Here is a 24,706-nt window from a genome sequence, read left to right on the forward strand (position 1 = left end):
CTACCGAATAGCTTCATCCCTGATTGAATAACCAGAGGTATTAGCAATATTATGTGAGCAAGTAATGCTCTCATAAAGGAGTGATATTTTTTCGATTGACTGTAAGTTATTGTCTGTTAATGAATTAGGCGACTCATTAGTAATGCGAATAATAGATGCTTTAGTTAGTCTTATTGTCTTATACGGCGTCATAACCCCACTTTTATCTATACGGTAATAATTAAAAATACAATCTAGTAATTCATTATTAGCAATAGAGGAAAGTAATAATGGCGATGCTTTATCATCAGCCTTAGTCATAAGAAATGGTGCATGTGAAACATTTTGTTTTCGTGCTAAATCATAGGTGGTTGAATACACAAGTATTTCATCAATATGATTTTCTTGATATTTGTTACCAATTGAATCGTAAGAGGAACAACCAGCAGATATAAGCCCTTGTTTACTACCTTTTAGTGTTAGATAGATAATGTCAGCCATGTAATATAATCCATTTACATTTAATAATTCCATGTTGTCAGGCCATTAATTGCATGAATTACGTTAATTTGCAATATAAAAAAGTATATACCTAAAAATGCGAATGAAAAGTCATAGATTGAAAATCACCATTCCCCTACGCAGTATTCAGCAGAAAATTGAAGAAAACGGGCAATCTGACGGCAAAGCAGTACCGGGATTTCCGGGGTAACTTGGGTATCAGAAATGGCAGAGCATATACTAACCATTATGGATTACAGTTCAGAAATCCGGCGGTTTTTTTATAAACACACGGATTTAAGGTCGGTATTTGATATCCGGGCGGTGCATTTTTTCTTATGGTCTGAGCTTTCTTTCTGAGAGTAAAAATACCATGAAAAAAATCGCTGTGATTATCCCGTTTGCCTTACTGCTGTCCGCCTGTGCCACCAAACAATACCCGCAGGCGGCGGCGATATCCGTTGAGGAATCCTCGTTAATGGATTGCCATGATATCAAAAAGGAAATTGCTATCACCCGCAGTATTGAGCAGGAAATTGAGAAAACCGGTGAATTTGACGGTAAAACGGTATTAGGGTTCCTGGGGGATTTTGGTATCGGAAACGGGATTGCCAAAGGGGATGCCCGCGAAAAAGTCTCTGCCCGTCTGGGGCAACTGATGCGTTTACAGGAAAATAACTGCCGCTGATACATAAAAAAAATACCGCAAATTATTGCGGTATTTTTACATGGAGTCCGTTGTGCCGCTCAGCAGCATTTCGGGCCGCCTTTACTGCCGTAACGGGCATCCTGACGATCGCGGAAAAACTCTTCATAGGTCATCGGTGTCTGATCAGGATGGGTGTTTTTCATGTGCTGTACATAGTTATCGTAATCCGGCACGCCAATCATCATTTTGGCGGTCTGCCCGAGATAACGTCCTGCTTTTGCGAGAGTATCAAACATAATTATGACCCTGAACCTGTTGCGTACGGAGGAGCGGCAGCTGTCTGCCGCTCCTTATTTCACCAGTATATCAGATTTTAGTGGGCAGATTTGCTGTTTGCCACTAAATCAAGATAGTTTTCCGGCATCGGTTCGTACGGTGTTTCGTTATCAGTCGGTTTGTCTGATTTCAGTGCTTTCAGCGCGGTCTTCAGTGAGAAGACAGCCAGTACGACCACGACAACCATAAAGAACAGTGTCAGACCGGCATCGAGACGGTTATTAAACACAAGTTGTGACAGCTGCGACGCCGTGTACTGCGACGGGATATTACCGCTGTCAATCATCGCCTGGAACTTATTGGCTACCGCCAGGAAGCCGACACGGGCATCTTCGCTGAACACTTTTTCCCAGCCTGCGGTCATGGTACAGATTAACAGCCACGCCATCGGTACCAGTGCCACCCAGGCGTATGCCTGGCGCTTCATCTTGAACAGCACCACAGCACACAGCATCAGCGCCATACCGGCCAGCATCTGGTTGGCGATACCGAACAGCGGCCACAGGGTGTTAATACCACCGAGCGGATCGACCACGCCCTGATGCAGGAAGTAACCCCACGCCAGCACACACAGTGCGGTGGCGATCAGGTTGGCGGGCAGGGAATCGGTCCGTTTCAGTGCCGGGGAAATCACACCCAGTAAATCCTGCAACATAAAGCGGGCGGAGCGTGTACCGGCATCCACGGCAGTCAGGATAAACAGCGCCTCAAACAGGATGGCAAAGTGATACCAGAAGGAGACATCCATCAGGCCGCCGAGCGCTCCGTGCAGAATATAGGCCATACCGACGGCGAGTGTCGGCGCGCCCCCTGCGCGGGAGATAATGCTCTGTTCGCCCACTTCATTGGCGATATTGGTTAAGGTTTCCGGGGTTATCTGGAAGCCCCAGCTGCTGACCACACTGGCGGCAGAAGCAACCACATCGGTGGTACCGGCCGGTGCCAGCATAGCCATCGGGCTGTTCATGGCGAAGTACACACCCGGGTCGATTACACAGGCAGCAACCAGTGCCATAATCGCGACAAAGGATTCCATCAGCATGCCGCCGTAACCGATAAAGCAGGCCTGGTTTTCGTTAGCCAGCATTTTCGGCGTGGTGCCGGAGGCAATCAGGGCGTGGAAGCCGGAAACCGCACCACAGGCAATCGTGATAAACAGGAACGGGAACAGATCCCCTGCCCAGACCGGGCCGGTGCCGTCGACAAATTTTGTCAGTGCAGGCATTTCCAGCATCGGGCGCATAATCAGAATGCCGATCGCCAGACCGACGATTGTCCCGATTTTCAGGAAGGTAGACAGATAATCACGCGGAGCCAGCAGTAACCAGACCGGAAGAACCGCCGCGACAAAGCCGTAACCGACCAGCATCCAGGTCAGCTGTACGCCATCATAATCAAAATACGGTGCCCAGGTCGGGCTTTCGGCCACCCAGCCGCCGGAGATAATGGCAAACACCAGGAAAATCAGACCGATAACAGAAACTTCCCCGACACGTCCCGGACGGATGTAGCGGGTGTAAATCCCCATAAAGAACGCGAGCGGGATGGTAAAGGCGACGGTATATGTTCCCCACGGGCTGTGGGTCAGGGCTTTCACCACGATCATCGCGAGGACGGCGAGGATGATAACCATAATCATAAAACAGGCGATCAGCGCGATAACCCCGGCGACATTTCCCATCTCCTCTTTGACCAGCTCACCGAGGGAGCGGCCGTTGCGGCGGGTGGAAACGAAGAGCACCATAAAGTCCTGCACCGCACCGGCTAATACCACACCGGCGAGCAGCCAGAGCATGCCCGGCAGATAACCCATCTGCGCTGCAAGCACCGGGCCGACGAGCGGACCTGCACCGGCGATAGCCGCAAAGTGGTGGCCGAACAGGACTTTTTTGTCTGTCGGCACATAATCAAGCCCGTCATTATTTTTAAAGGCGGGGGTCATACGGGTTGCATCGACTTTCAGCACTTTTTCAGCGATGTAGAGCCCGTAATAGCGGTAAGCCACCAGATAAATACAGACGGCGGCAACGACTATCCAGAGCGCATTGATCTGTTCGCCTCTGTTCAGTGCGATATACCCGAGGGCAAAGGCACCGACAATTGCGAGCAGTACGCCGGCAAGTTGTTTGAACGCTTTCATAAATTTCACCTGTCCGAATGAGTAAAGAGGAAGTAGTTTCAGTTTGTTATTATCCAATTGTACAGGAGAGGAATAACACTTATTTGACTTAGTTCCCAGCAGTAACCTGCGGATAAGATGGATTTATTTCATTATTGTTAGGTTAATCACTGTTAGCGGAATGTAGCGTGATTGTGGTTGCAGTGAGATGATAAGCGCGCGGAATAAATCCTGATATTAAAAGGGGATATTGATTGAATATCCCCTGCAAACCGGATTTGTTTCAGCCTGAAGCGGCCATTTTTACAGTTTATTTATTCTTTAATACAGCACGCTGATCAGATAAATCACTTGTATTATGATTATTTTCCAATATATCGAATAAATTTTTGAGTTCTTCTTCCGAAGATGAGGATGTCGATTTTATACCGGGATTAAACGTGGCACGCTGATCTGAAAGGCTTTCATTACGCAGGCTTTTATCCAGTGTCTCAAAGAGTTTCTCTCTCTCTTCTTTCAAAGAATAAGGTTCTGCTTTTATTTCAGAATAAAAATTACGGCGGATAAGGTCTTCGTAAATATCACGTTTATAATTATCCGGATTCGTATCCGTATCTGTATCCGTGACCCTTTCTTTATTTAATTTCTCTTTCTGTTTTTGATGTGGTTTTTGTCTTTCATTTTCATTTTCTATTTCATTTTTTATTTCTCTCTTTATCGCCTGAAAATCTGGGGCTTTCCTTGTTTCTGACTCATTGAATAGTATGCTGTAAATGTTTTCAATTATACTGTAGTAGACATCTGATATCATTTTTCCGGTTATTTCTCTTACTATAGGGATATCATGATAAATAAAGAGTTCCTCCGGTGTCATTGAGTTTTCATCTTTTATTTTTTCTTTGTTAAAATGTTCTACCAGAAATTTAAATTTCTCGGGTTCTTCTTTTTTGATGTCATTGATCAACGCTTTCTTTATTCCTAACATGTTTATTTTTCTAATCAAATCGTTATCTGATTTTAAAGGGTTCATCATGGAAATGACAGAGGCGCTTTTTTCTAATGTGCTAATATTTATGTATTTTTCGTTTATCAGGTCAATTATTTCTTTTTTTACTTTATCTGGTAGTTTCATGTTAATTTTTTCTGCTTCTTTATCTGACTCCCGGCAAATAATAGAGGGTAGTGCCGTTATTTTCTCAGATTCATACCATTCTTTTAATCGTTGATCTAATATTCTGATAATATCTTTGCCTTTATTTTTTGATTTTGCAGAAAAACCGGATTTTTCCAGGCTGCCTGATTCTGCATTAATCTGACATGCTAATATATCCTTACTTAGTCTGATTATATCTGTGGTTATATTAATATATCTCCCGTTGAATTCCATGTGTGTATTTTTTGCCTGAGATATTCTTTTCTGTAGCGTATCCATAAATGTCAATGTCGGCATACTGTTTGAGCAGGGTTTTTCTGCTGTTGGTTTTTGTGTGGTTTGAATTATTTTCATGTTTTTAATTCCAAGTTATATATGAGATTTATTATTTTATTTTAATGTTATTTTTTATTCTTTAATAAAATGAAGATGGGATTGATTTTTTTGGTGATTGTATTCTTTTCTGTGATTACATTTTTCTATGAATCAGATATGAAAGTAATATCCGGATTATTTGTCATGATGAGATCATCATTTCACTAATCAGGGAAACAGAGATGCAGGATTTATCCTCTTTTCACCGCGCGGCCATGATGCTGTTGCGCCATATCGGACTGGATTCCTCTCAGCCCGCCGCAGATCAACACTCATTTATGTTAACAATTGACGGGCGATATTCATTATCTTTGACTGTAATTAATGAGACAGACTGGTATTTGTCAGCAAATATCGGGGAGTTACCACACATTACGCAAAATAATGAATTGCTGCAAAAGTTTCTGAATCTCAATTCATTAACGCAGCTTTCCGGGCAACCGGTGATTTCCCTGAATGAAAAAAATGAATGGGTGGTCTGGAGCCGTTTGTCACTTCAGGGAGCAGAAGACAGTCATATTATTGAGTTATTTGACTATATTCTGAAGTCAGCAGATTACTTGTTGGACCTTGATTAACTGATACTACCAGAGGAATAATTATGTATGGGATCCATTCTGATGTTACATCCTGCCGCACTCCGAATAATGATGTTCTGCCACCGCCCCTCCCGCCAAGGTCAGCACAGCATCAGGGGCGGATAATAGTGTTACAGGAACCATTAAGCCGACTTCCGGCAGTGCCGTTTCGTCCTGCATTTATGAAGCCGCCGCCCTATCCTGCACCGATTCCGCCGTTATTGAAGCCGCCACCTTATCCTGCACCGGTTCCTCCGTTATTGGAGCCGCCACCTTACCCTGCACCGGTTCCTCCGTTATTGCAGGCGCGCCCGCGAATGCCATTACCGGGGGAGGCGGCACATCAGTCACCGGCACAGCGAAGAGGCCGGCCTGAATTCACTCCGCCCACAGAGTATATAAAAGCAGTACGATCAGGTGATGTATTTAAGCAATTGGAGATAAAAACAGCAGCTAAAGTGGAGCAGAATAATTTTCTTACCGACGTAAATCATCAGCGCTACAGGAATATCGATACTTGCAGAGCAACTCAGTTGTTTACACCGGAAAACAAGGGGTTGCCTGCAAATCAAATGAAAGTTGACGGGGTGAACCTGGCGATGCGCAGTCAGTACCCTAAGCCGGAAGGACTTCGTGATCATCTTTGTATGCTTGCGGATCAAAAACCGGGGGTGTTGGTTGTGCTTTCTTCCCGTGCTGATATCACTAACCGGCATCTTCCGGCGTATTTCTGCCGGAATGACTGCTATGGTGATATTTCGGTGAAATACAAAGTTGATGAGAACGTTAGTGCCCGCAGTACAAAGGTTGATAATCTTGAACTGAACAATTACCGGATAGAAATAACTGCAAACGGCAAAACAACACCGATATCGGTTATGCATGTTACAAACTGGGAAGATTGTACGACCATTGCTCCTTCGGCACTGAAAAAACTGGTTGAGTGTATCAATGGAAAAATTGAGCAGCAGACCAGACTGAACTCCGGCTACAAACCGCAGCCGTTTATTCATTGCAGTGCGGGGATTGGCCGTACCGGTGTTGTCGCCGGAGCGATTGAAATACTGAAGCCGGGTAATAAAAACATGCCGGAGGAAATTGTATTGCAGTTGCGTGAAAGTGGTTGTTCAAAAATGGTACAGACAAACGAGCAGTTTAATACATTGGTACAACTGTATAACGATATAAAATCCGACACTAAAACACAATAAAGCGAATTATTATGGGACCAACACAGGGAATACAGGGAACACAGGGATATCCGGATAGTCAGACTCTGATGAATAATATTTATGATTCAGCAGACAGTAACCGCTTATCGTCATATATCAGTACATCCGGGATTAAGTCTGTTTTATTGAATGCGTGGAATACAGTTAAATCTGCCGTTTCCGGCATGTTGTCATCATTTGGTTTGCATCTCAGCGAACAGCAGGGCAGTGATAAGCCGGGCAGAGTGATAACGCTGGAGAGGTTTTCGGCCAGAGAGAATATTTATGAAGACCCGAAAGCTTACCGTGTGATCAGCGGTGAAACCGGAACAGCAGAAGCCGATGACCCTGCAAATCATATTTATGAAGATTTGGATGTTTACCGTGTGGTCAGCGGTGAAACCGGAACAGCAGAAGCCGATGACCTTGAAAATAATCTTTATGAAGACCCGGGAGTTTACCGTGTGGTCAGCGGTGAAACCGGAACAGCAGAAACCGATGACCTTGAAAATAATCTTTATGAAGACACGGGAGCTTACCGTGTGGTCAGCGGTGAAACCGGAACAGCAGAAGCCGATGACCCTGCAAATCATATTTATGAAGATTTGGATGTTTACCGGGATACAGACAATGTAATTGACTCAGGGAACATGGTGCTGGTCTGCGACGATACTTATGCTGTGCCACGTGATAGCCTGGATGCAGGCAGCAATGTGAAATCAGAGGAGCCGGGATATGAATCATTGCATGAAAATAACTATGCTGTGCCGTATAAGCCCGGAAATACGGTCAGTATACCGGATAATGACCGGAAGCACTCATTACCGGATGTACAATTACAACAGCGTATAATGAGAGAAAGACTGTACACGCTGTAATTTTGCCGGTCAGTCAGCCCGTAAACATCCGGGCTGACTGTTATTCTCTTCAGGCTGATTGTCTGCGTGTCAGCAGTGACACCAGACGTTTGCCGAATACCGTCAGAATCAGACCCGCCATAATAAAACCGAGACCGGCAAACTGCATCATGGTGATGGTTTCACCCAGCAGCAGCGCGCTGCTGGCAATCCCGGCAAACGGCACCAGCAGGGCAAACGGCGTGACACGCCAGGTTTCGTAACGGCCCAGCAGACGGCTCCATAAGGTATAACCGACAAACGTGGAGAGATAGGCGAGATACATAATTGCCCCCACGGTCAGCAGGCTGATATGGGAAATACTGCTGACAATCGCGTCCGCACCTTCCATCCACAGCGACATCAGGATAAACGGAACAATCGGCACCAGTGCACTCCAGGCGACCAGTGACATACCGTTGCAGTCCGGTGTCTCTTTCATAATGATACGGTTGCAGATATTACCGCAGGCCCAGGAGAAGCCCCCGGCCAGCGTCATCATCAGCGCCATCAGCGGAATATCGGTCAGACTGCCGCTGTCCCCGCCTTTCGCCAGCACGGTTAACCCGACAACGGCGACAATAATGCCGATCACCTGACTGATTTTCAGTGACTCTTTCAGGATCAGACCGCCGAGAACAATGGTAAAAAAGACCTGAGACTGCAATACCACAGAGGCGATTCCGGCCGGCATCCCGGCTTTGACTGCACTGAACAGAAAGGCAAACTGGCCGAAACAGATAGTCAGGCCGTAGATAACCAGACGATTCAGGGCGATTTTCGGACGCGGAATAAAGAAGACTGCGGGCAGTGCCACAAACAGAAAACGCAGCGCCCCGAGAAACAGCGGCGGAATACCGGTGACGCCCACTTTGATCACCACGAAGTTCACCCCCCAGATCACGGCGACCAGCAGGGCGATTAAAATATCATTAATTTTCATATCAGGTTTTTATCTCTCTTTTATTATTTTGATAATACGCGGAGCCACGCGCAGTATCCGTCAGGAAGAGCCGTGAAAAATTAAGTCGTTGTTACTGTCATTGTAAAACAGTACCGGGGAACCGATATCAACAGTCAGCAGGGAAATTTTCGTAAACTGTTATGAAATACGGAAAAAAACCGGCGGTGCGGATGATTGATCACCATCATATTGTACTTCTTTAACACAGTTATAATTCATCATGCAATTGTAAAATTGTTCTGAAGGGACGTGGCTGCGTCCGTGTCGTCATCTGACACCGGACAGGCGCGTTCGACATTTTTGACGATCCCGTCGGTGCCATCGCCTGTCATGGTCATAATAAAAAAATTAAAACAAACTATATTCAGTAAGTTAAAGGGTTTTTATTTCAGATTTAAAATTGGCATAAACCCTGCATGACTGGTGGTGATAAGGCGGTATTTATCCGCTAAAAGAAGATATAGGAGCAATGTTGATGGAAAAAGTCATCACCGTCTGCCCGTATTGCGCCTCAGGCTGTAAAATTAACCTGAAGGTGGAGAACGGGAAGATCATTGGCGCGGAGGGCGCGAATGGTCACACCAATGAAGGAGAGCTCTGCCTGAAAGGGTATTATGGCTGGGACTTCATTCATGACACCAAGATTTTAACCCCCCGCTTAAAGACCCCCATGATCCGCCGTCAGCGTGGTGGCAAACTGGAACCGGTCTCCTGGGAAGAGGCGATTGAGTTTGCCAGTTCCCGCCTGTTGGCTATCAAAGAGAAGTACGGCCCGAAAGCCATTATGACAACGGGTTCATCCCGTGGTCCGGGTAACGAAGCTAACTTCGTGATGCAAAAATTTGTTCGTGCGGCAGTCGGCAGTAACAATATTGACTGCTGCGCACGTGTCTGACACGGCCCTTCGGTTGCAGGTCTGCAGCGTTCGGTCGGTAACGGCGCAATGAGTAACTCAATCGTCGAGATTGAGGATACCAAATGTATTTTTATCTTCGGTTACAATGCCGCGGATTCACACCCTATCGTCGCCCGCCGCATTGTGAAGGCGAAAGAGAAGGGTGCACAGATTATTGTCTGTGACCCGCGCTATATTGAATCAGCACGTCTTGCTGATATTCATTTAGCACTGAAAAATGGTTCAAACATCGCGCTTATCAATGCGTTGGCGCATGTGATTATTGAAGAAAATCTGCACGATAAAGCCTTTATCGATGGCCATACCGAGCAGTTTGAGGAATACCGCAAGCTGGTTGAGCCGTATACACCAGAGTCTGTGGAAGCGACCACCGGTCTGAAAGCCGATGACATCCGCAAAACTGCCCGTATGTATGCGAAAGCAGAAAATGCGGTCATTCTGTGGGGTATGGGTGTCACGCAGTTCTATCAGGGTGTGGAAACCGTCCGCGCACTGACCAGCCTGGCGTTACTGACCGGCAACCTGGGTAAACCGCATGTCGGGGTCGGCCCTGTCCGCGGTCAGAACAACGTTCAGGGTGCCTGTGATATGGGTGCACTGCCGAATACTCTGCCGGGCTATCAGTATGTGGAAGATAAAGCCGCTCTGGAGAAATTTGCCAAATTCTGGGGCATCGAAAAAATGCCTGACGAAAACGGTATTCCGCTGAGTGAGGTTCCGCACTTTATTGACGAGGGCGTACTGAAGGCGCACTACGTGATGGGTGAAGATCCGCTTCAGACAGAACCGGATCTGGCGACTATCCGCCGCACCTTCGATAAACTGGATCTGCTGATTGTCCAGGATATCTTCATGACCAAAACCGCGTCGATTGCCGACGTGATTTTCCCTGCTACTTCCTGGGGGGAACATGAAGGGGTGTATACCGCAGCGGATCGCGGGTTCCAGCGCTTCTATAAAGCGGTTGAGCCGGTCGGCGATGTGAAACCGGACTGGGAAATTATCAGTCTGATGTCCACCGCGATGGGTTATCCGATGCATTACAACAACACCAAAGAGATTTGGGATGAGTTACGTGAACTCTGCCCTATCTATTATGGTGCGACCTACGAGAAGATGGCGGATCTGGCGTATATCCAGTGGCCGTGCCGCGATGTGGCTGACAGTGACCAGGGAACAGAATACCTGTACGACGGCGGTATCTTTGATACCCCGAACGGCAAAGGTCAGTTCTATACCTGTGAATGGCGTCCGCCGATTGATCAGGTCAGTGATGATTATCCGATGGTGCTGGCAACCGTCCGTGAAGTGGGGCACTACTCCTGCCGCTCCATGACCGGTAACTGTAAAGCACTGGCGGCACTGGCGGATGAGCCGGGCTATGTTCAGATCAATACCGCAGATGCGAAATCGCTGGGTATTAAAGATCAGGAATTGGTCTGGGTGGCATCCCGTCAGGGGAAAGTTATCACGCGTGCCAATGTCAGTGAACGTCCGAACAAAGGGGCGGTTTATATGACATATCAGTGGTGGATTGGTGCATGTAACGAGCTGGTGGCAGAAAACCTCAGCCCGATTACCAAAACCCCGGAATATAAATACTGTGCTGTCCGTGTCGAGCCGATTGCGGATCAGAAACAGGCTGAGCATTATGTTGTTCAGGAATATACCGGTATTAAGCGCCGTCTGCGTGAAGCTGCGGAAGGGTGATCATCCGTCTGTTATAATATGATAAAAACCGGCGTTCAGAAATGACCGCCGGTTTTTTTATATTTTCATTTTTTGTTTAATTATGATGTCAGACAGATTCTGTTTTTGAATTTTGATCACATAGTATTGTCTGTAAAAGTATTGTCTGCAAAATAAATGAACATATTACGACAGCTATTTTTGAGATGTATTTTTATTTGCGATATATTCTTATTTCAGAAGTGCGCTGTTTTAATATCATCTTAGTGATTATCTTCCTCAAATATATCCTGTACGGTAATACCTAACCGCTGCATGCGGGATAATAATGTTGTCCGTTTCAGCCCCAGACGGGTTGCGGCACCCCGGGCACCGGCGACCACACCGTTGGTGGCTTTCAGCGCGGCAATAATCCGGTCACGTTCTTCATCGTCACTTTCCGGTGCGGCAGTCTGCATCCGTTTTTCCAGTGAGCTTGGTGTCTCCAGCGCCGTTTTCAGGCGTGAATGCTTTGGGATATTCAGCTCATGCAGCTGAATATTAAGCGTATTTCCGCGTGTCAGGATCACCGCCCGCTCAATCACATTTTCCAGCTCGCGCACGTTGCCCGGCCACGGATAGCGGCTCAGCTGTTCCAGGGCATCACGCGGGATACAGTCGATATTGCGGTTCATCCGGCGGGCGATTTTCTGTGTGAAATAGGTCGCCAGCAGCGGAATATCTTCCGGACGCTCGCGCAGCGGCGGGATCCAGATAGGAAACACATTCAGCCGGTAGTAGAGATCTTCGCGGAATTCACGATCATCGGTCATGGATTTCAGGTTGCGGTTAGTCGCGGCAATCAGCCGGACATCTACCGGAATCACCTTATTACCGCCGATGCGTTCTATTTCCCGTTCCTGTAATACCCGCAGCAGTTTTGGCTGGAGATCCAGCGGCATATCACCGATTTCATCAAGAAACAGGGTACTTTTATCTGCCATTTCAAAGCGGCCGATATGGGTGGTGGTCGCACCGGTGAACGCCCCTTTGTCATGGCCGAACAGGTCACTTTCCAGCAGACCGGAGGGAATAGCCGCGCAGTTCATTTTGATCATGCTGCGGTGATGGCGCTCACTCAGGCGATGGATAGCACGGGCGATGAGCTCTTTCCCGGTACCGGTTTCACCGAGGATCAGAACGGTACTGTCACTGGCGGCAACCAGATCCACCTGCTCCAGAATGTTACGCATGGCATCACTCTGGAAAATGATTTCACTGAAACTCTCGTTATTGTGAATCTGTTCATTCAGCCACAGGTTTTCATGCTTCAGGCTGTCTTTCAGCCGGGTGATCTCTTCGTAAGCAGCGGCGTTATCCACCGCAATGGCAAAACGGGCGGCTATCTGCTTGAGAAGATTACAGTTATCGTCAGTAAAAATATGATTATTTTCATGAGACAACACCAGAACACCCAGTGGTTTGTGGTTAAATGCCAGCGGCAGCAGCAGGGTTTCTGTCATGCCCTGCGCGCAGACATGCTGATACAGCGGATCTTTTGTTGCGCTGTCGAGTGTCAGGCGCATCGGCTGGTTACTGTCCAGAACCTGTGCCAGATCAGGGTGCAGTTCATCCAGATGATATAATGTCTTTTCTGTGGGTTTGCGGGGCTGATAATAACTGGAATAACAAAGATATACAGCTGAACTGTAGTTATCACACAACGCAATGCTTATCTGGCTCAGCCCGAAAAACCGGTGGATCTCACGGGAGACTTCAGCAATCAGGCCATCCATCTCCAGATGGGAAAGCACTGAGTTGGTGATATCTACCAATATCCGGTACTGGTCACGTTCATGGCGTATGTGTTCGGTCTTGTCAGTGTTGTCCACAACGTCTCCGCTCATCTTCGTCTTTCTCATTCCTGATCCGGACGGATTGCTCTTAAAATTAATTCTGCTCTGAATAGTTGTAGGTATAAATAAGTTTCAGAGAGGTAATAACCATTATTGTAATGACTCTATAAAAAAAGAATATCGCTGTCTGATTTAAGTTTGATCCAATCCCCTATTTTTTAGCAGGATGAAAACCTAATATATTATGACACCTGCTGATGATAAAAATTATCGTCAAAAATGTCGAACTGTGTGACGAATATTCTCACTATGACACACGGTACGGCAGCATTATTTATTAATACGCTGATTTCACTGAAATTAAAAAAAATGCCAGACTGGCACGATGCATGCTTATTTCCTGATTATTCTAACCAGAGGACGGCTGCACCGGAGTGCCGGATGTGAAGTCGCCGCGTATCATTCAGGAGAGTATGATGAACCGTTTCATCATTGCAGACCCAAAGAAGTGCATTGGCTGTCACACATGTGAAGTCGCTTGTGTCGTTTCGCATCAAGAGCAGGAAACCGGTATTGAAACCGTGGTGAAAGATGAATTCTTTCCCCGTATTCATGTGATGAAAGGGTACACCATCAGTACGGCGGTTGTCTGCCGTCAGTGCGAGGATGCACCGTGTGCCAATGTCTGTCCGAACGGCGCTATCAGCCGTAAAGATGATTTCGTGTATGTCGATCAGGCAAAATGTATCGGCTGCAAAACCTGTGTGATTGCCTGTCCGTACGGCACCATGGAAGTGATCAGCCGTCCTGTTGCACAACAGACCACTGCGCTGAACACGATCCCGCAGTACCGTGCGGAAGCACACAAGTGTGATTTATGCCATACCCGCGCGGGCGGGCCTGCCTGTGTGGAAGTGTGTCCGACTCATGCATTAATGGTGGTTGACCGCAATAAGATGGATGAGATTGTGAAAGAACGCCGCCGCCGTGCCGCATTTGAAATGCCGGCCGACCTGATGTCCTGAGGACAGACGGATGCATGAGGTTACGTTATGCCAGAATGCGCTTGATATTATTGAGCAGCAGGCAAAACAGAGCGGGGCGCAGCGCGTCACCGCTGTCTGGCTTGAACTGAGTGCGGTATCCTGCATTGAAGAGGATGCCCTGCATTTTTGCTTTGATATCGTCTGCCGTGATTCACTGGCGGAAGGAGCCGTACTGCATGTCACCACCGTCCCGGCGCAGGCCTGGTGCCGGGATTGTCAGAAACCGGTCAGTGTGGCCGGGTTTAATACCGGATGTCCGCATTGCGGCAGCCATAACCTGCAGGTGGACAGCAGCGATGCCATGCAGGTCAGACAAATTGAAATTCAGTAGTCCGGTAAGGACATATCAGTCAATCAGGAGCCGGTTATGTGTTTAGGTATTCCCGGGCAAATCGTTGCCGTGGGTGACTCTGTAACAGACAATGCGCAGGTGGAAGTGTGCGGTGTCAGACGGGATGTGAACATCGCACTGGTGTGTGAAGGTGAGCCGTCAGACATGCTGGGAAAATGGGTGCTGGTTCATGTGGGCTTTGCGATGAGCATTATCGATGAACAGGAAGCCCGCGATACACTGGATGCACTGCTGGCCATGGAAAGTGTGGAAGAGGATGTATCGTATTTTCTGCGTGGTAATGCGTAGCCGTATGCTGTCCGGTTTCCGGATAAAAACACCTGTTCTGACAGGTGTTTAACACCGTTATTTTCTGCCGTATCCCTCCGTTCCGTTATTCCTGCACAAGACTGTTTTTTCATAAAACAGTGATACACGTGTCAGTAAGATAAAAAACCGGTTACAGAATAAGAAATTACCGGATATACCGCTGTTACCCGTCGGATTCTGAATTATCTTAGAGGGTTGGTACTCGCATTCTGTACCATATCTGTGGTTTCATAGTTTCTGAAAAACAGGACAAGGGGATACAGGGGACAGGGATATGGCACAGACAGTACTGTTGTCAGGGATTGTGCAGGCCTTAATGAAGCATCAGGGGAGAGCACAGCGTGATATGCATTATCCCGGCTGGCATACAGCACCGGTGTGCGGTCTGATGAATGATCCGGCCGGATTTATTTATCACAATGACGTCTGGCACCTGTTCTATCAGTGGGAACCGTTTGGGTGTGAGCATAAACAACCGTGCTGGGGACATTGGTCTTCGGCAGATCTGGTGAGTTGGATACATGAGCCGGTGGCACTGCTGCCGTCCGGTAATTATGATTCAGGAGGCTGTTTTTCCGGCAGTGCAGTGGTAAACGATAACACGCTGACACTTTGCTATACCGGCAGTTTGTCGTACCGGGATGGTTCCCGTGCATCGTGGCAGTGCCTGGCACGGGAAAAAGCGGACGGCATATTTGAGAAATACGGCACTGCGCTGGGACTGCCCGAAGGATACAGTGCCGATGTGGTTAATCCCAAAGTCTGGCAGCATTGCGGGCAGTGGTTCATGGTACTGGGGGCCCGTGACGTCAATGACCGTGGTTGTGTGCTGCTGTACGACGCAACAGAGTTAGGTGAGTGGGCACTGCGGGGGGTACTGGCCGGCAGCCACTGCGGCGGGCTGCGGGATGCCGGGTATTTGTGGGAAAATCCGGATTTTTTCCGGCTCGGTGATGAATGGGTGCTGTTGTGCTGTCCCCGCGGTATGCCGCGCGAACCCACCCGTTTTCTGAATACCTCCCCCGGCGCGTATCTGGTCGGGGATTTTGATTATGAAAGCAAAATTTTCCGTCATAAACCTCAGGTTTACGAAACGGATGCCGGGTTTGAATTTTATGCCCCGCAGACAACACTTGCCCCGGACGGACGACGTATTATGGTGGCGCTGATGGGCGCGCCGGGCGGCGAAGAGATGCAGCAGCCGACAATCAAAAATGGCTGGCTCCATCAGATGACCTGTCCCCGTGAACTGACATTGCGTAACGGACAACTGTACCAGCGGCCGGTGAGAGAGCTGGAAGCCCTGCGTGGTGCGGGCGGTCAGTGGTCAGGTGAGGCGGATAATGCACTGGAACTGAGTGCGGGGCGGCTGGAAGTGATTATCAGGCTCTCCGGCCCGCTTATCCTGAACTTCAGCAAACATCTGATTTTTTCCTATGACGGACATGAAATCCGCCTGTCCCGCCGCAGTCTGGTCAGCGGTGACTGGCTGCACCGTTACTGGCAGGGTGAAGTGACGCGGCTGCATATTTTGACGGATCATTCGAGTGTGGAGATTTTTATCAATGACGGTGAGGCGGTGATGAGCAGCCGTTATTTCCCGCAGCAACCCGCAACACTCACATTTCGCGGCCTTTCTCCGGTGCAGCTCAGTTACTGGCAGCTTAACCGGGAAGAGGTAGCCTGACAGCAGATAAAAAAAGACCGGCGCACTTCAGGAGCCGGTCTTTTTGTAACGGACACCGATTACAGTGTGAACACACCAATCACGGCCATTACACTGAGGATCGTTGCCAGACCGTAAAAGACCCAGCGTCCCGCAGGTACATGGATTTTCAGGTCATGCATACAGTGGTGAAGACGGTGCAGCGCACACCACAGCGGCAGGATAATCATCAGCAGCAGAAAAACCTTCCCGATAAACCCCTGACAGAAAGCCAGGATGCGGTCATAACTGAGCATATCCGGCGCGAGGCCGAACGGCAGCAGAAAGGCCAGCAGTACAATAACTGCCGGTGAAACGATGGCACTCCACATGCCGCCTGCGCCAAACATTCCCCAGAAAACCGGTTCCTGTGAACGTTTCGGATTCGGATTAATCATATCAGTTCCCTTCCTTACCACAGTAATGCAACGGCCAGAATGACGGCGTTAACGATGAGGGTCACAATCCAGAGCAGACGGACAATCGGCTCCGGTCCCATTTTTTCGTCTTTGATAACGATATTGACGGCTTTCGGTGCCAGCTGAAACCAGGTCACGGTATGCAGCAGGGTGCCGGCCAGCGTCAGGATATTGATCAGCACCACCACCGGGTTTTGCAGTAAGTGGACATAACCGGCCCAGTCTGCGGGACCGCCCTTGAGGCAGTAAACGCCGTACATCACCAGCAGGCTGAACCAGAGCTGGACCACTGCGGTGCCTTCCCGCAGCATATAAAAACGGTAAAAACCGAGTTTATTCCACCATGTCGGTGTCATTTCACGCACATAAGGCTTACGTTTGGTCGTCATTTCTCTTTTCCTTATTGTGGTTTCAGACGGGCAATAATGTAATCTTCCGCACTGGCGGCTTTACCCTGCTGAATCGCAGCTGCCGGGTCCACATGTTTCGGACAGACTTCCGAGCAGTAACCCACGAAGGTACAGGTCCATACGCCGTTATCGCCGTTGATTTGTTTCATCCGCTCTTTTTTGCCGTGATCGCGGCTGTCGGTGTTATAGCGCTGCGCCAGTGTCAGCACACCCGGGCCGAGGAATTCCGGATTCAGACCGAACTGCGGACAGGCCGCGTAGCACAGACCGCAGTTAATGCAGCCGGAAAACTGATGGTATTTCGCCATCTGTCCCGGCGTCTGATTATTCGGGCCTTCGGACGGTTTGCGATCATTGCCGATAATGTAAGGTTTGATGGCTTCCAGGCTCTCGATAAAATGCGTCATATCCACAACCAGGTCACGCTCGATCGGGAAGTTGCCGAGTGCCTCAATCTGCATACCCTGCGGGTATTCGCGCAGAAAGGTTTTGCAGGCGAGTTTCGGCACCTTATTGACCATCATGCCGCAGGAGCCGCAGATAGCCATCCGGCATGACCAGCGGTAGGAGAGATCCGGCGCCAGGTTGTCTTTGATATAGCCCAGCGCATCCAGCAGTGACGTCTGCTCATCGTAAGGCACCTGATACGTGACAGCATGCGGCTCGTTATCCGTTTCCGGGTTATAGCGCATCACTGACATTTTCAGCATTTTCATCTCAGCCATTGACGTTTTCCTTCTCTTTTGCCGCCTGTTCAGCCGCTGCCGCTTCACCACCGTAGACACGTTTTGCCGGGGCGGATTTGGTTATCTTCACATCACTGTATTCCAGATGCGGCGAGCCGTCCGGATTGTGGAAAGCAAGGGTGTGTTTCAGGAAATTGACATCGTCGCGTTCGGTACAGCCTTCATCCAGACGCTGATGCGCGCCGCGTGATTCTTTACGGTTAAAGGCGGAGTGCGCCATACATTCCGCAACATCCAGACCAAAGCCCAGCTCAATGGTGTAGAGCAGGTCGGTATTGAAGACAGATGAGCGATCCGTAATTTCAACGCGTTTGAAACGTTCTTTCAGTTCGGCCAGTTTATCGATGGTTTTTTGCATCAGTTCCGGTGTGCGGTAAATCCCGCAGCCTTCTTCCATTGCCTCACCCATCTCGTCGCGCAGTTTGGCCCAGTTTTCTGTGCCTTTCTGGTTCATCAGCGCTTTCAGGTTGTTTTCGATATCCGCGGTACGGGCATCGATAGCATTGCTGTTGGCCGCGTGTGTTTCCTGCGCGTGCTTAGCGGCTTCTTCCCCGGCCAGACGACCGAAGACCACCAGTTCCGCCAGTGAGTTGGAGCCGAGGCGGTTTGCACCGTGCAGACCGACGGAGGAGCACTCACCGACAGCAAACAGGCCTTTGATACGGGTTTCACAGCGCTGGTCGGTTTCAATCCCGCCCATGGTGTAGTGTGCGGTCGGACGAACCGGGATCGGCTCTTTGACCGGGTCCACGCCGACATAGGCTTTTGCCAGTTCGCAGATAAACGGCAGGCGCTCCAGCAGTTTTTTCTCGCCCAGATGACGCAGATCCAGATAGACCACATCACCGCGGCTGGTTTTGATGGTCCGGCCTTTGCGCCATTCGTGCCAGAAAGCCTGGGACACTTTATCGCGCGGGCCGAGTTCCATGTATTTGTTTTCCGGATGACCGAGCGGGGTTTCCGGACCCATGCCGTAGTCCTGCAAATAGCGGTAGCCGTCTTTGTTGACCAGAATACCGCCTTCGCCCCGGCAGCCCTCTGTCATCAGAATACCGGAGCCCGGCAGACCGGTCGGGTGATACTGAACGAATTCCATATCCCGCAGCGGTACGCCGTGACGGAAAGCCATTCCCATTCCGTCGCCGGTGACAATCCCGCCGTTGGTGTTATAGCGGTAGACACGACCGGCACCGCCGGTCGCCATAATCACTGAATTGGCGCGGATCTGAACTTTTGTCCCTTCCATCATATTGATGGCCACCAGACCGCGCACATGGCCTTCATCCGCAATAATATCGAGGACGAAATGCTCATCGAACCGCTGGATCTGCGGGTATTTCAGTGAGGTCTGATACAGGGTGTGCAGCATATGAAAACCGGTTTTATCGGCGGCGAACCAGGTCCGCTCGATTTTCATACCACCAAAGCGGCGTACGTTGACAGAACCGTCTTCTTTACGGCTCCACGGGCAGCCCCACAGTTCCAGCTGAGTCATTTCTGCCGGACAGTGTTCGACAAAATACTCCACCACATCCTGCTCACATAACCAGTCGCCCCCGGACACCGTATCACTGAAATGATAATCATAGGAATCATGGGATTGTGTCACAGCCGCAGAGCCACCTTCTGCGGCCACAGTGTGGCTGCGCATCGGGTAAACTTTTGAGATCAGAGCAATTTTCAGGTTCGGGTTAGCTTCCGCAGCAGCAATCGCCGCCCGCAGCCCTGCACCGCCTGCTCCGATAATTGCGATATCGGCATTAAAGGTTTGCACTGTGCTTCTCCATTGTTCAGGTAAATCGAAAGTTAAAATGTAAAAACGAAATCTGAAACAGGTACTCAAAATTGTTATCAGTAACCGAATCCTTTCAGTTGATAAAAATGCTAATCATTTCCGGTTGCTGATTGGTTATAAAATCACATTCTGTTCAAAGTATAGCGAATAGCTGATCGTTTAAATTTGATATAACCAAGGGTTTTAAGCGCTAATTTTGCATTTTTGCGGATGAATAACCGGATATTTCAGGTAATCACCTAAGTAATTACTCGGGTGTAGTTATTTTGTTTTGTTTTGGTTACATAAAATATACAGGGTAAACATATAATTAGCGCTAAAAGCATAGCGCATATCTGCGGCGGGACAATAACTAAATCTCAGAGGTGTGAATCAGACAGAAAACCGGCGGAAAATCAGTCGGTTTACGGGTATTTTCTGAGAAAAATACCTGATGTTGCGAATATGTGATATTCATCACGACTATGGTTTTTTTCGCTCTTGATTATGGTTATTTAGTTTCGTTTTTGCTCATTATCAATCATGGAAAGGAAAATAACGGCTAAGCTGTAACCATAATAAAGGAAAATGACTGAGAGGAACCCATGTCTGATTCACCTGTCAATGAAGCCGATGTCATTATCATCGGCGGCGGCGCAACCGGAGCCGGGATGGCCAGGGATTGTGCCCGGCGCGGTCTGCGCCCTCTGTTGCTGGAACGGTTTGATATCGCGACCGGCGCGACCGGCCGTAATCACGGCCTGCTGCACAGCGGTGCCCGTTATGCGGTGACTGATCCGGAATCGGCCCGCGAATGTATTTCAGAAAACCGGATTTTGCGGCACATTGCCCGTCACTGTGTTGAGGAAACAGACGGCCTGTTTATCACACTGCCGGAAGATGAGATGGCCTATCAGGCCACTTTTATTGATGCCTGCCGCACGGCGGGAATTGATACACAGGTAATGTCCCCGGAGGAGGCGCTGCGTTTTGAGCCGTCTGTAAACCCGGCGCTGTGCGGTGCGGTAAAAGTACAGGACGGCACTGTGGACCCGTTCCGCCTGACTGCCGCCAATATGCTGGATGCGCGGGAGCACGGCGCACAGGTGCTGACTTATCACGAAGTCACGGATGTGCTGCGTCAGGGTGACCGGGTGATTGGTGTGCAGGTTTATGATCACCGTCATCACCGCAGTTATCCGTTGTATGCGCCGGTCGTGGTGAATGCGGCGGGGATCTGGAGTCAGCGTATCGCCGGTTTTACCGGGGTACATATCAGTATGCTGCCTGCCAAAGGTGCACTGCTGATCCTCGGGCACCGCCTTAATCAGCACGTGATCAACCGCTGCCGCAAACCCGGTGATGCGGATATCCTGGTGCCGGGGGATACCATTTCCCTGATCGGCACCACGTCAGTTCATATTCCTTATGATGATATCGACAATATGATCGTCACAGCGGATGAGGTCGATACCCTGATCCGTGAAGGCTCACGACTGGCACCGGCAATGGCGCAGGCGCGTATTCTGCGGGCGTATGCCGGTGTCCGCCCGCTGGTGGCGGCGGATGATGATCCGACCGGACGCAGTATCAGCCGCGGGATTGTGCTGCTGGATCATGCGCAGCGTGACGGATTGCACGGCTTTCTCACCATCACCGGCGGCAAGCTGATGACATACCGGCTGATGGCGGAGCGGGCAACCGATATGGTGTGCGCGAAGCTCGGTATTACCGTGGCGTGCTCCACGGCAGATGTGCCGCTGCCGGGGTCGGCACATTCGGCGGAACAGACATTGCGTAAAGTGATTTCCCTGCCTGCGCCGCTGCGCGGCTCGGCGGTGTACCGCCACGGTGATCGTGCGGCGGAGCTGCCGCACACCACGCGCCTGGATAAAAGCCTGGTATGTGAATGTGAAGCGGTGACCGCCGGTGAGGTACGTTATGCAGCGGAAAGCCTGACAGTGAATAACCTGCTTGATCTGCGCCGCCGCACCCGCGTCGGCATGGGCACCTGCCAGGGTGAACTGTGCGCCTGCCGCGCGGCGGGGCTGCTGACACAGCTGAAAGTAACCACGGCGGAAAAATCGGAAGCCGGACTGATGCACTTCCTGAACGAACGCTGGAAAGGTGTGCGTCCGGTGGCGTGGGGGAATGCGCTGCGCGAAAGTGAGTTCACCGGCTGGGTGTATCAGGGATTGTGCGGGCTGGAAAACAGCGGGACAGAAGAACAGGGAGAGCAGCATGAAATATGATGTGGTTATCGCCGGTGGTGGTCTTGCCGGGCTTTCCTGCGGTGTGAAACTGGCAGAAAGCGGGCTGAGCTGCGCGATTATCAGCGCCGGACAGAGCGCGCTGCATTTCTCCTCCGCGTCACTGGATCTGCTGTCTGCGCTGCCGGACGGGCAGCCGGTCACGGAACCGCTTTCCGCACTGGCGGCGCTGGCACATCAGGCGCCTGCGCATCCCTACAGTGTGATCGGGGAGAGTGCGGTACGCCGCGGTGTATCGCAGGCGATGGCGTTATTGCAGCAGGATACCCTGCCGCTGCAGGGATCGGCGGAGCGTAATCACTGGCGTCTGACCCCGGCCGGGCAGTGGCGGATGAGCTGGCTGACGCCGGATGTGGTGCCGGTACTGACCGAAAAAATGACGGAAAACTGGCAACCGGCCGCCGTTGTCGGTATCACCGGATTTCTTGATTTTCAGGCGGAAATGGCCGCCGCTGCGCTTACCCGTCAGGGGTATCCGGCGCAGGCGTATACCCTGCATCTGCCGTGTCTGGATAAGTTACGCAATAACCCGAGTGAGTTCCGTTCCGTCAATATCGCCCGTGTGCTGGATTTACCGCAAAACCGGCAGGAACTGGCGGATGAGCTGGCACAGTGCGGGCTCACGGAACAGATCCTGATTTTACCGGCCTGCTTCGGGACGGAAAACAGTGACGGAGTGACTTTTTTACAGCAGCAGCTGAATAAAACGGTTTATCAGTTACCGACGCTGCCGCCGTCACTGTTGGGAATGCGTCTGCATCAGGCTCTGCTGGGCCGCTTCCGCCGGGCGGGCGGATTTGTCATGCCGGGGGACAGTGTTATTTCTGTCCGTCGTAACGGTCAGCGTATTACGCATCTGTTTACCCGCAATCACGGTGACATTCCGGTACAGGCAGAGCAGTTTGTGCTGGCCACCGGCAGCTTCTTCAGTAACGGGCTGGCGAGCGATATTGACCATATCTATGAGCCGCTGCTCAATCTGCAACTGACAGAAACGCTGCCGCGCCGGGAGTGGACATCCGCGGATCTGTTTGCCCGTCAGCGTTATCTGGAAGCCGGGGTGGCAACAGATGCGCATCTGCATCCGGCGGATGCGCAGGGCGCCATCACCAATCTCCGTGCTGTCGGTGCGGTGCTGGGCGGGTATAACCCGTTACAGGAGGGTTGCGGCGCAGGTGTTTCCCTTGTCACCGCGATGTATGCGGCTGAACAGATTCTGGCGCAGATTGGCGCGGCGGTAACGGAGGAACAGGTATGAGTACGGGACAAACTCAGTTCGAGAATTGTATCAAATGCACCGTCTGCACAACGTATTGTCCGGTGGCAAAAGTGAATCCGGATTATCCGGGACCGAAACAGGCGGGGCCGGACGGTGAACGGCTGCGCCTGAAAGACGCCATGCTGTATGATGACGCACTCACGCTCTGCACCAACTGCAAGCGCTGTGAAGTGGCGTGTCCGTCAGATGTCCGCATCGGGGATATTATTGCCCGTGCCAAACTGACGTATCACCCGTCACGGCCGAAGATCCGCGATGCGATCCTGAGCCATACTGATCTGATGGGATCACTTTCCTCGCCGTTTGCTCCGGTAGTCAATACTATCACCGGTCTGAAACCGGTACGTAAACTGCTGGATACCGCCCTGAAAATTGATCACCGCCGTGAGCTGCCGAAATACTCTTTCGGCACATTCCGCCGCTGGTATAAAAAACAGCAGGAAAAACAGGCTGGCTTCGGTGAACAGGTCGCGTATTTTCATGGTTGTTATGTGAATTATAACCATCCTCAGCTCGGCAAAGATGTGATTAAGGTGTTTAACAGCATGGGGATCGGGGTGCAGCTGCTGGAACGGGAAAAATGCTGCGGTGTGGCGCTGATCGCCAACGGTTTTGCAAAGCAGGCGAAAAAACAGGCCGCAGTGAATGTGGAGTCCCTCACCAAAGCCATTGTTGAACAGAAGATGCCGGTGATTGCGACATCCTCCACCTGCGCCTTTACCCTGCGGGATGAATATCCGCATATTCTGGATGTGGATACCGCGCCGCTGCGCGATAACATTGAGCTGGTGACGCGCTATCTTTACCGGCTGATGCAGGACGGGCGCAAACCGGCGCTGAAGCATACGCCGCTGAAAGTCGGTTATCACACGCCGTGTCATATGGAAAAAATGGGCTGGACGGCGTATTCCCTTGAGCTTATCCGCGCCATTCCCGGAGTGGAGCTGATTGTGCTCGATTCACAGTGCTGCGGCATCGCCGGGACTTACGGATTTAAAAAGGAAAATTACGAAACATCACAGGCGATTGGTTCCCCGCTGTTCCGTCAGATAGAAGAAAGCGGGATTGATCTGGTGATCAGTGACTGCGAAACCTGCAAATGGCAGATTGAGATGTCGACCAGCAAAAAATGCGAGCATCCGATATCTCTGCTGGCGCGGGCGCTTGCGTAAAATAAGGTATTACAGCAACCGGC

The 24,706-nt window shown here is 50.2% G+C and carries 23 protein-coding genes; 12 read left to right on the forward strand and 11 right to left on the reverse strand.

Features of this window, described 5'->3' with window-relative positions; translation table 11 throughout:
• Positions 1-480: an Hcp family type VI secretion system effector gene (locus AAZR23_RS16170; RefSeq protein ID WP_107680440.1), complete on the reverse strand. Its 480-nt coding sequence runs from the start codon at positions 478-480 to the stop codon at positions 1-3.
• A gap of 373 nt (positions 481-853) precedes the next feature.
• Between AAZR23_RS16170 and AAZR23_RS16175 the strand changes: the two genes are divergently transcribed.
• A complete protein-coding gene (locus tag AAZR23_RS16175) occupies positions 854-1,168 on the forward strand; it encodes a hypothetical protein (protein WP_166708588.1) in 315 nt (104 codons plus the stop codon).
• Between the two features lie 59 nt (positions 1,169-1,227).
• Here AAZR23_RS16175 and AAZR23_RS16180 read toward each other — a convergent pair whose 3' ends face one another.
• The 3 genes from AAZR23_RS16180 to AAZR23_RS16190 form a co-directional block, all read right to left on the reverse strand.
• Positions 1,228-1,425: a YbdD/YjiX family protein gene (locus tag AAZR23_RS16180; protein WP_004235011.1), complete on the reverse strand. Its 198-nt coding sequence runs from the start codon at positions 1,423-1,425 to the stop codon at positions 1,228-1,230.
• A gap of 77 nt (positions 1,426-1,502) precedes the next feature.
• Positions 1,503-3,605: a pyruvate/proton symporter CstA gene (gene cstA, locus AAZR23_RS16185; protein ID WP_107680441.1), complete on the reverse strand. Its 2,103-nt coding sequence runs from the start codon at positions 3,603-3,605 to the stop codon at positions 1,503-1,505.
• 289 nt (positions 3,606-3,894) lie between these two features.
• A complete protein-coding gene (locus AAZR23_RS16190) occupies positions 3,895-5,091 on the reverse strand; it encodes a hypothetical protein (RefSeq protein WP_434693735.1) in 1,197 nt (398 codons plus the stop codon).
• 236 nt (positions 5,092-5,327) lie between these two features.
• Between AAZR23_RS16190 and AAZR23_RS16195 the strand changes: the two genes are divergently transcribed.
• A complete protein-coding gene (locus tag AAZR23_RS16195; protein WP_434693738.1) occupies positions 5,328-5,690 on the forward strand; it encodes a type III secretion system chaperone in 363 nt (120 codons plus the stop codon).
• Between the two features lie 45 nt (positions 5,691-5,735).
• On the opposite strand, the gene AAZR23_RS16200 is transcribed toward AAZR23_RS16195, so the two are convergent.
• Positions 5,736-5,870 (reverse strand): hypothetical protein, encoded by a 135-nt coding sequence (locus tag AAZR23_RS16200; protein WP_434693741.1) that lies wholly within the window; start codon positions 5,868-5,870, stop codon positions 5,736-5,738.
• A 377-nt stretch (positions 5,871-6,247) separates the two neighbouring features.
• Between AAZR23_RS16200 and AAZR23_RS16205 the strand changes: the two genes are divergently transcribed.
• On the forward strand, positions 6,248-6,901 hold the full coding sequence (locus AAZR23_RS16205; protein WP_434693744.1) for a protein-tyrosine phosphatase family protein: 654 nt from the start codon (positions 6,248-6,250) through the stop codon (positions 6,899-6,901).
• Between the two features lie 68 nt (positions 6,902-6,969).
• Positions 6,970-7,779, forward strand: coding sequence for a hypothetical protein (locus AAZR23_RS16210; RefSeq protein ID WP_434693747.1), 810 nt, complete (start codon positions 6,970-6,972; stop codon positions 7,777-7,779).
• A 49-nt stretch (positions 7,780-7,828) separates the two neighbouring features.
• On the opposite strand, the gene AAZR23_RS16215 is transcribed toward AAZR23_RS16210, so the two are convergent.
• On the reverse strand, positions 7,829-8,740 hold the full coding sequence (locus AAZR23_RS16215; RefSeq protein ID WP_218426718.1) for an EamA family transporter: 912 nt from the start codon (positions 8,738-8,740) through the stop codon (positions 7,829-7,831).
• 496 nt (positions 8,741-9,236) lie between these two features.
• Between AAZR23_RS16215 and fdhF the strand changes: the two genes are divergently transcribed.
• Positions 9,237-11,387, forward strand: coding sequence for a formate dehydrogenase subunit alpha (fdhF, locus tag AAZR23_RS16220; RefSeq protein ID WP_230060289.1), 2,151 nt, complete (start codon positions 9,237-9,239; stop codon positions 11,385-11,387).
• A 242-nt stretch (positions 11,388-11,629) separates the two neighbouring features.
• Here the strand turns inward: fdhF and AAZR23_RS16225 are convergent, their stop codons facing one another.
• Positions 11,630-13,267, reverse strand: coding sequence for a sigma 54-interacting transcriptional regulator (locus AAZR23_RS16225; protein ID WP_282098091.1), 1,638 nt, complete (start codon positions 13,265-13,267; stop codon positions 11,630-11,632).
• 410 nt (positions 13,268-13,677) lie between these two features.
• Here AAZR23_RS16225 and hydN point away from each other — a divergent pair, with 410 nt between their 5' ends.
• The 4 genes from hydN (at position 13,678) to AAZR23_RS16245 (ending at position 16,595) form a co-directional block, all read left to right on the forward strand.
• Positions 13,678-14,226: an electron transport protein HydN gene (gene hydN / locus AAZR23_RS16230; protein ID WP_046893118.1), complete on the forward strand. Its 549-nt coding sequence runs from the start codon at positions 13,678-13,680 to the stop codon at positions 14,224-14,226.
• Positions 14,227-14,236: 10 nt separating this feature from the next.
• Positions 14,237-14,578, forward strand: coding sequence for a hydrogenase maturation nickel metallochaperone HypA (gene hypA / locus AAZR23_RS16235; RefSeq protein ID WP_046893072.1), 342 nt, complete (start codon positions 14,237-14,239; stop codon positions 14,576-14,578).
• 36 nt (positions 14,579-14,614) lie between these two features.
• The gene (gene hybG, locus AAZR23_RS16240) at positions 14,615-14,887 is read left to right on the forward strand and encodes a hydrogenase maturation factor HybG (protein WP_046893071.1); all 273 of its coding nucleotides are present in this window, start codon (positions 14,615-14,617) and stop codon (positions 14,885-14,887) included.
• Positions 14,888-15,182: 295 nt separating this feature from the next.
• Positions 15,183-16,595, forward strand: coding sequence for a sucrose-6-phosphate hydrolase (locus AAZR23_RS16245; RefSeq protein ID WP_434693753.1), 1,413 nt, complete (start codon positions 15,183-15,185; stop codon positions 16,593-16,595).
• Between the two features lie 59 nt (positions 16,596-16,654).
• On the opposite strand, the gene frdD is transcribed toward AAZR23_RS16245, so the two are convergent.
• Genes frdD through frdA form a run of 4 tightly spaced genes read right to left on the reverse strand, consistent with a single transcriptional unit; the run spans position 16,655 to position 19,962 of the window.
• Positions 16,655-17,011: a fumarate reductase subunit FrdD gene (gene frdD, locus AAZR23_RS16250; RefSeq protein ID WP_107680447.1), complete on the reverse strand. Its 357-nt coding sequence runs from the start codon at positions 17,009-17,011 to the stop codon at positions 16,655-16,657.
• Between the two features lie 14 nt (positions 17,012-17,025).
• Positions 17,026-17,421, reverse strand: coding sequence for a fumarate reductase subunit FrdC (gene frdC, locus AAZR23_RS16255; protein ID WP_046893068.1), 396 nt, complete (start codon positions 17,419-17,421; stop codon positions 17,026-17,028).
• Positions 17,422-17,432: 11 nt separating this feature from the next.
• A complete protein-coding gene (locus AAZR23_RS16260; RefSeq protein WP_046893067.1) occupies positions 17,433-18,167 on the reverse strand; it encodes a succinate dehydrogenase/fumarate reductase iron-sulfur subunit in 735 nt (244 codons plus the stop codon).
• Complete coding sequence (gene frdA / locus AAZR23_RS16265) at positions 18,160-19,962, reverse strand: fumarate reductase (quinol) flavoprotein subunit (RefSeq protein WP_107680448.1); 1,803 nt, start codon at positions 19,960-19,962, stop codon at positions 18,160-18,162. The genes AAZR23_RS16260 and frdA overlap by 8 nt, the downstream gene beginning before the upstream one ends.
• Before the next feature lie 605 nt (positions 19,963-20,567).
• Between frdA and glpA the strand changes: the two genes are divergently transcribed.
• Genes glpA through glpC form a run of 3 tightly spaced genes read left to right on the forward strand, consistent with a single transcriptional unit; the run spans position 20,568 to position 24,683 of the window.
• A complete protein-coding gene (glpA, locus tag AAZR23_RS16270) occupies positions 20,568-22,214 on the forward strand; it encodes an anaerobic glycerol-3-phosphate dehydrogenase subunit A (protein ID WP_434693758.1) in 1,647 nt (548 codons plus the stop codon).
• Positions 22,204-23,490 (forward strand): glycerol-3-phosphate dehydrogenase subunit GlpB, encoded by a 1,287-nt coding sequence (glpB, locus tag AAZR23_RS16275; protein WP_218426712.1) that lies wholly within the window; start codon positions 22,204-22,206, stop codon positions 23,488-23,490. The genes glpA and glpB overlap by 11 nt, the downstream gene beginning before the upstream one ends.
• Positions 23,487-24,683: an anaerobic glycerol-3-phosphate dehydrogenase subunit GlpC gene (glpC, locus tag AAZR23_RS16280; protein WP_434693761.1), complete on the forward strand. Its 1,197-nt coding sequence runs from the start codon at positions 23,487-23,489 to the stop codon at positions 24,681-24,683. The genes glpB and glpC overlap by 4 nt, the downstream gene beginning before the upstream one ends.
• Positions 24,684-24,706 lie beyond the last annotated feature (23 nt).

The sequence above is a fragment of the Morganella sp. Je.2.23 genome (assembly GCF_051129855.1).
GTDB classification, from domain to species: Bacteria; Pseudomonadota; Gammaproteobacteria; order Enterobacterales; family Enterobacteriaceae; genus Morganella; species Morganella sibonii.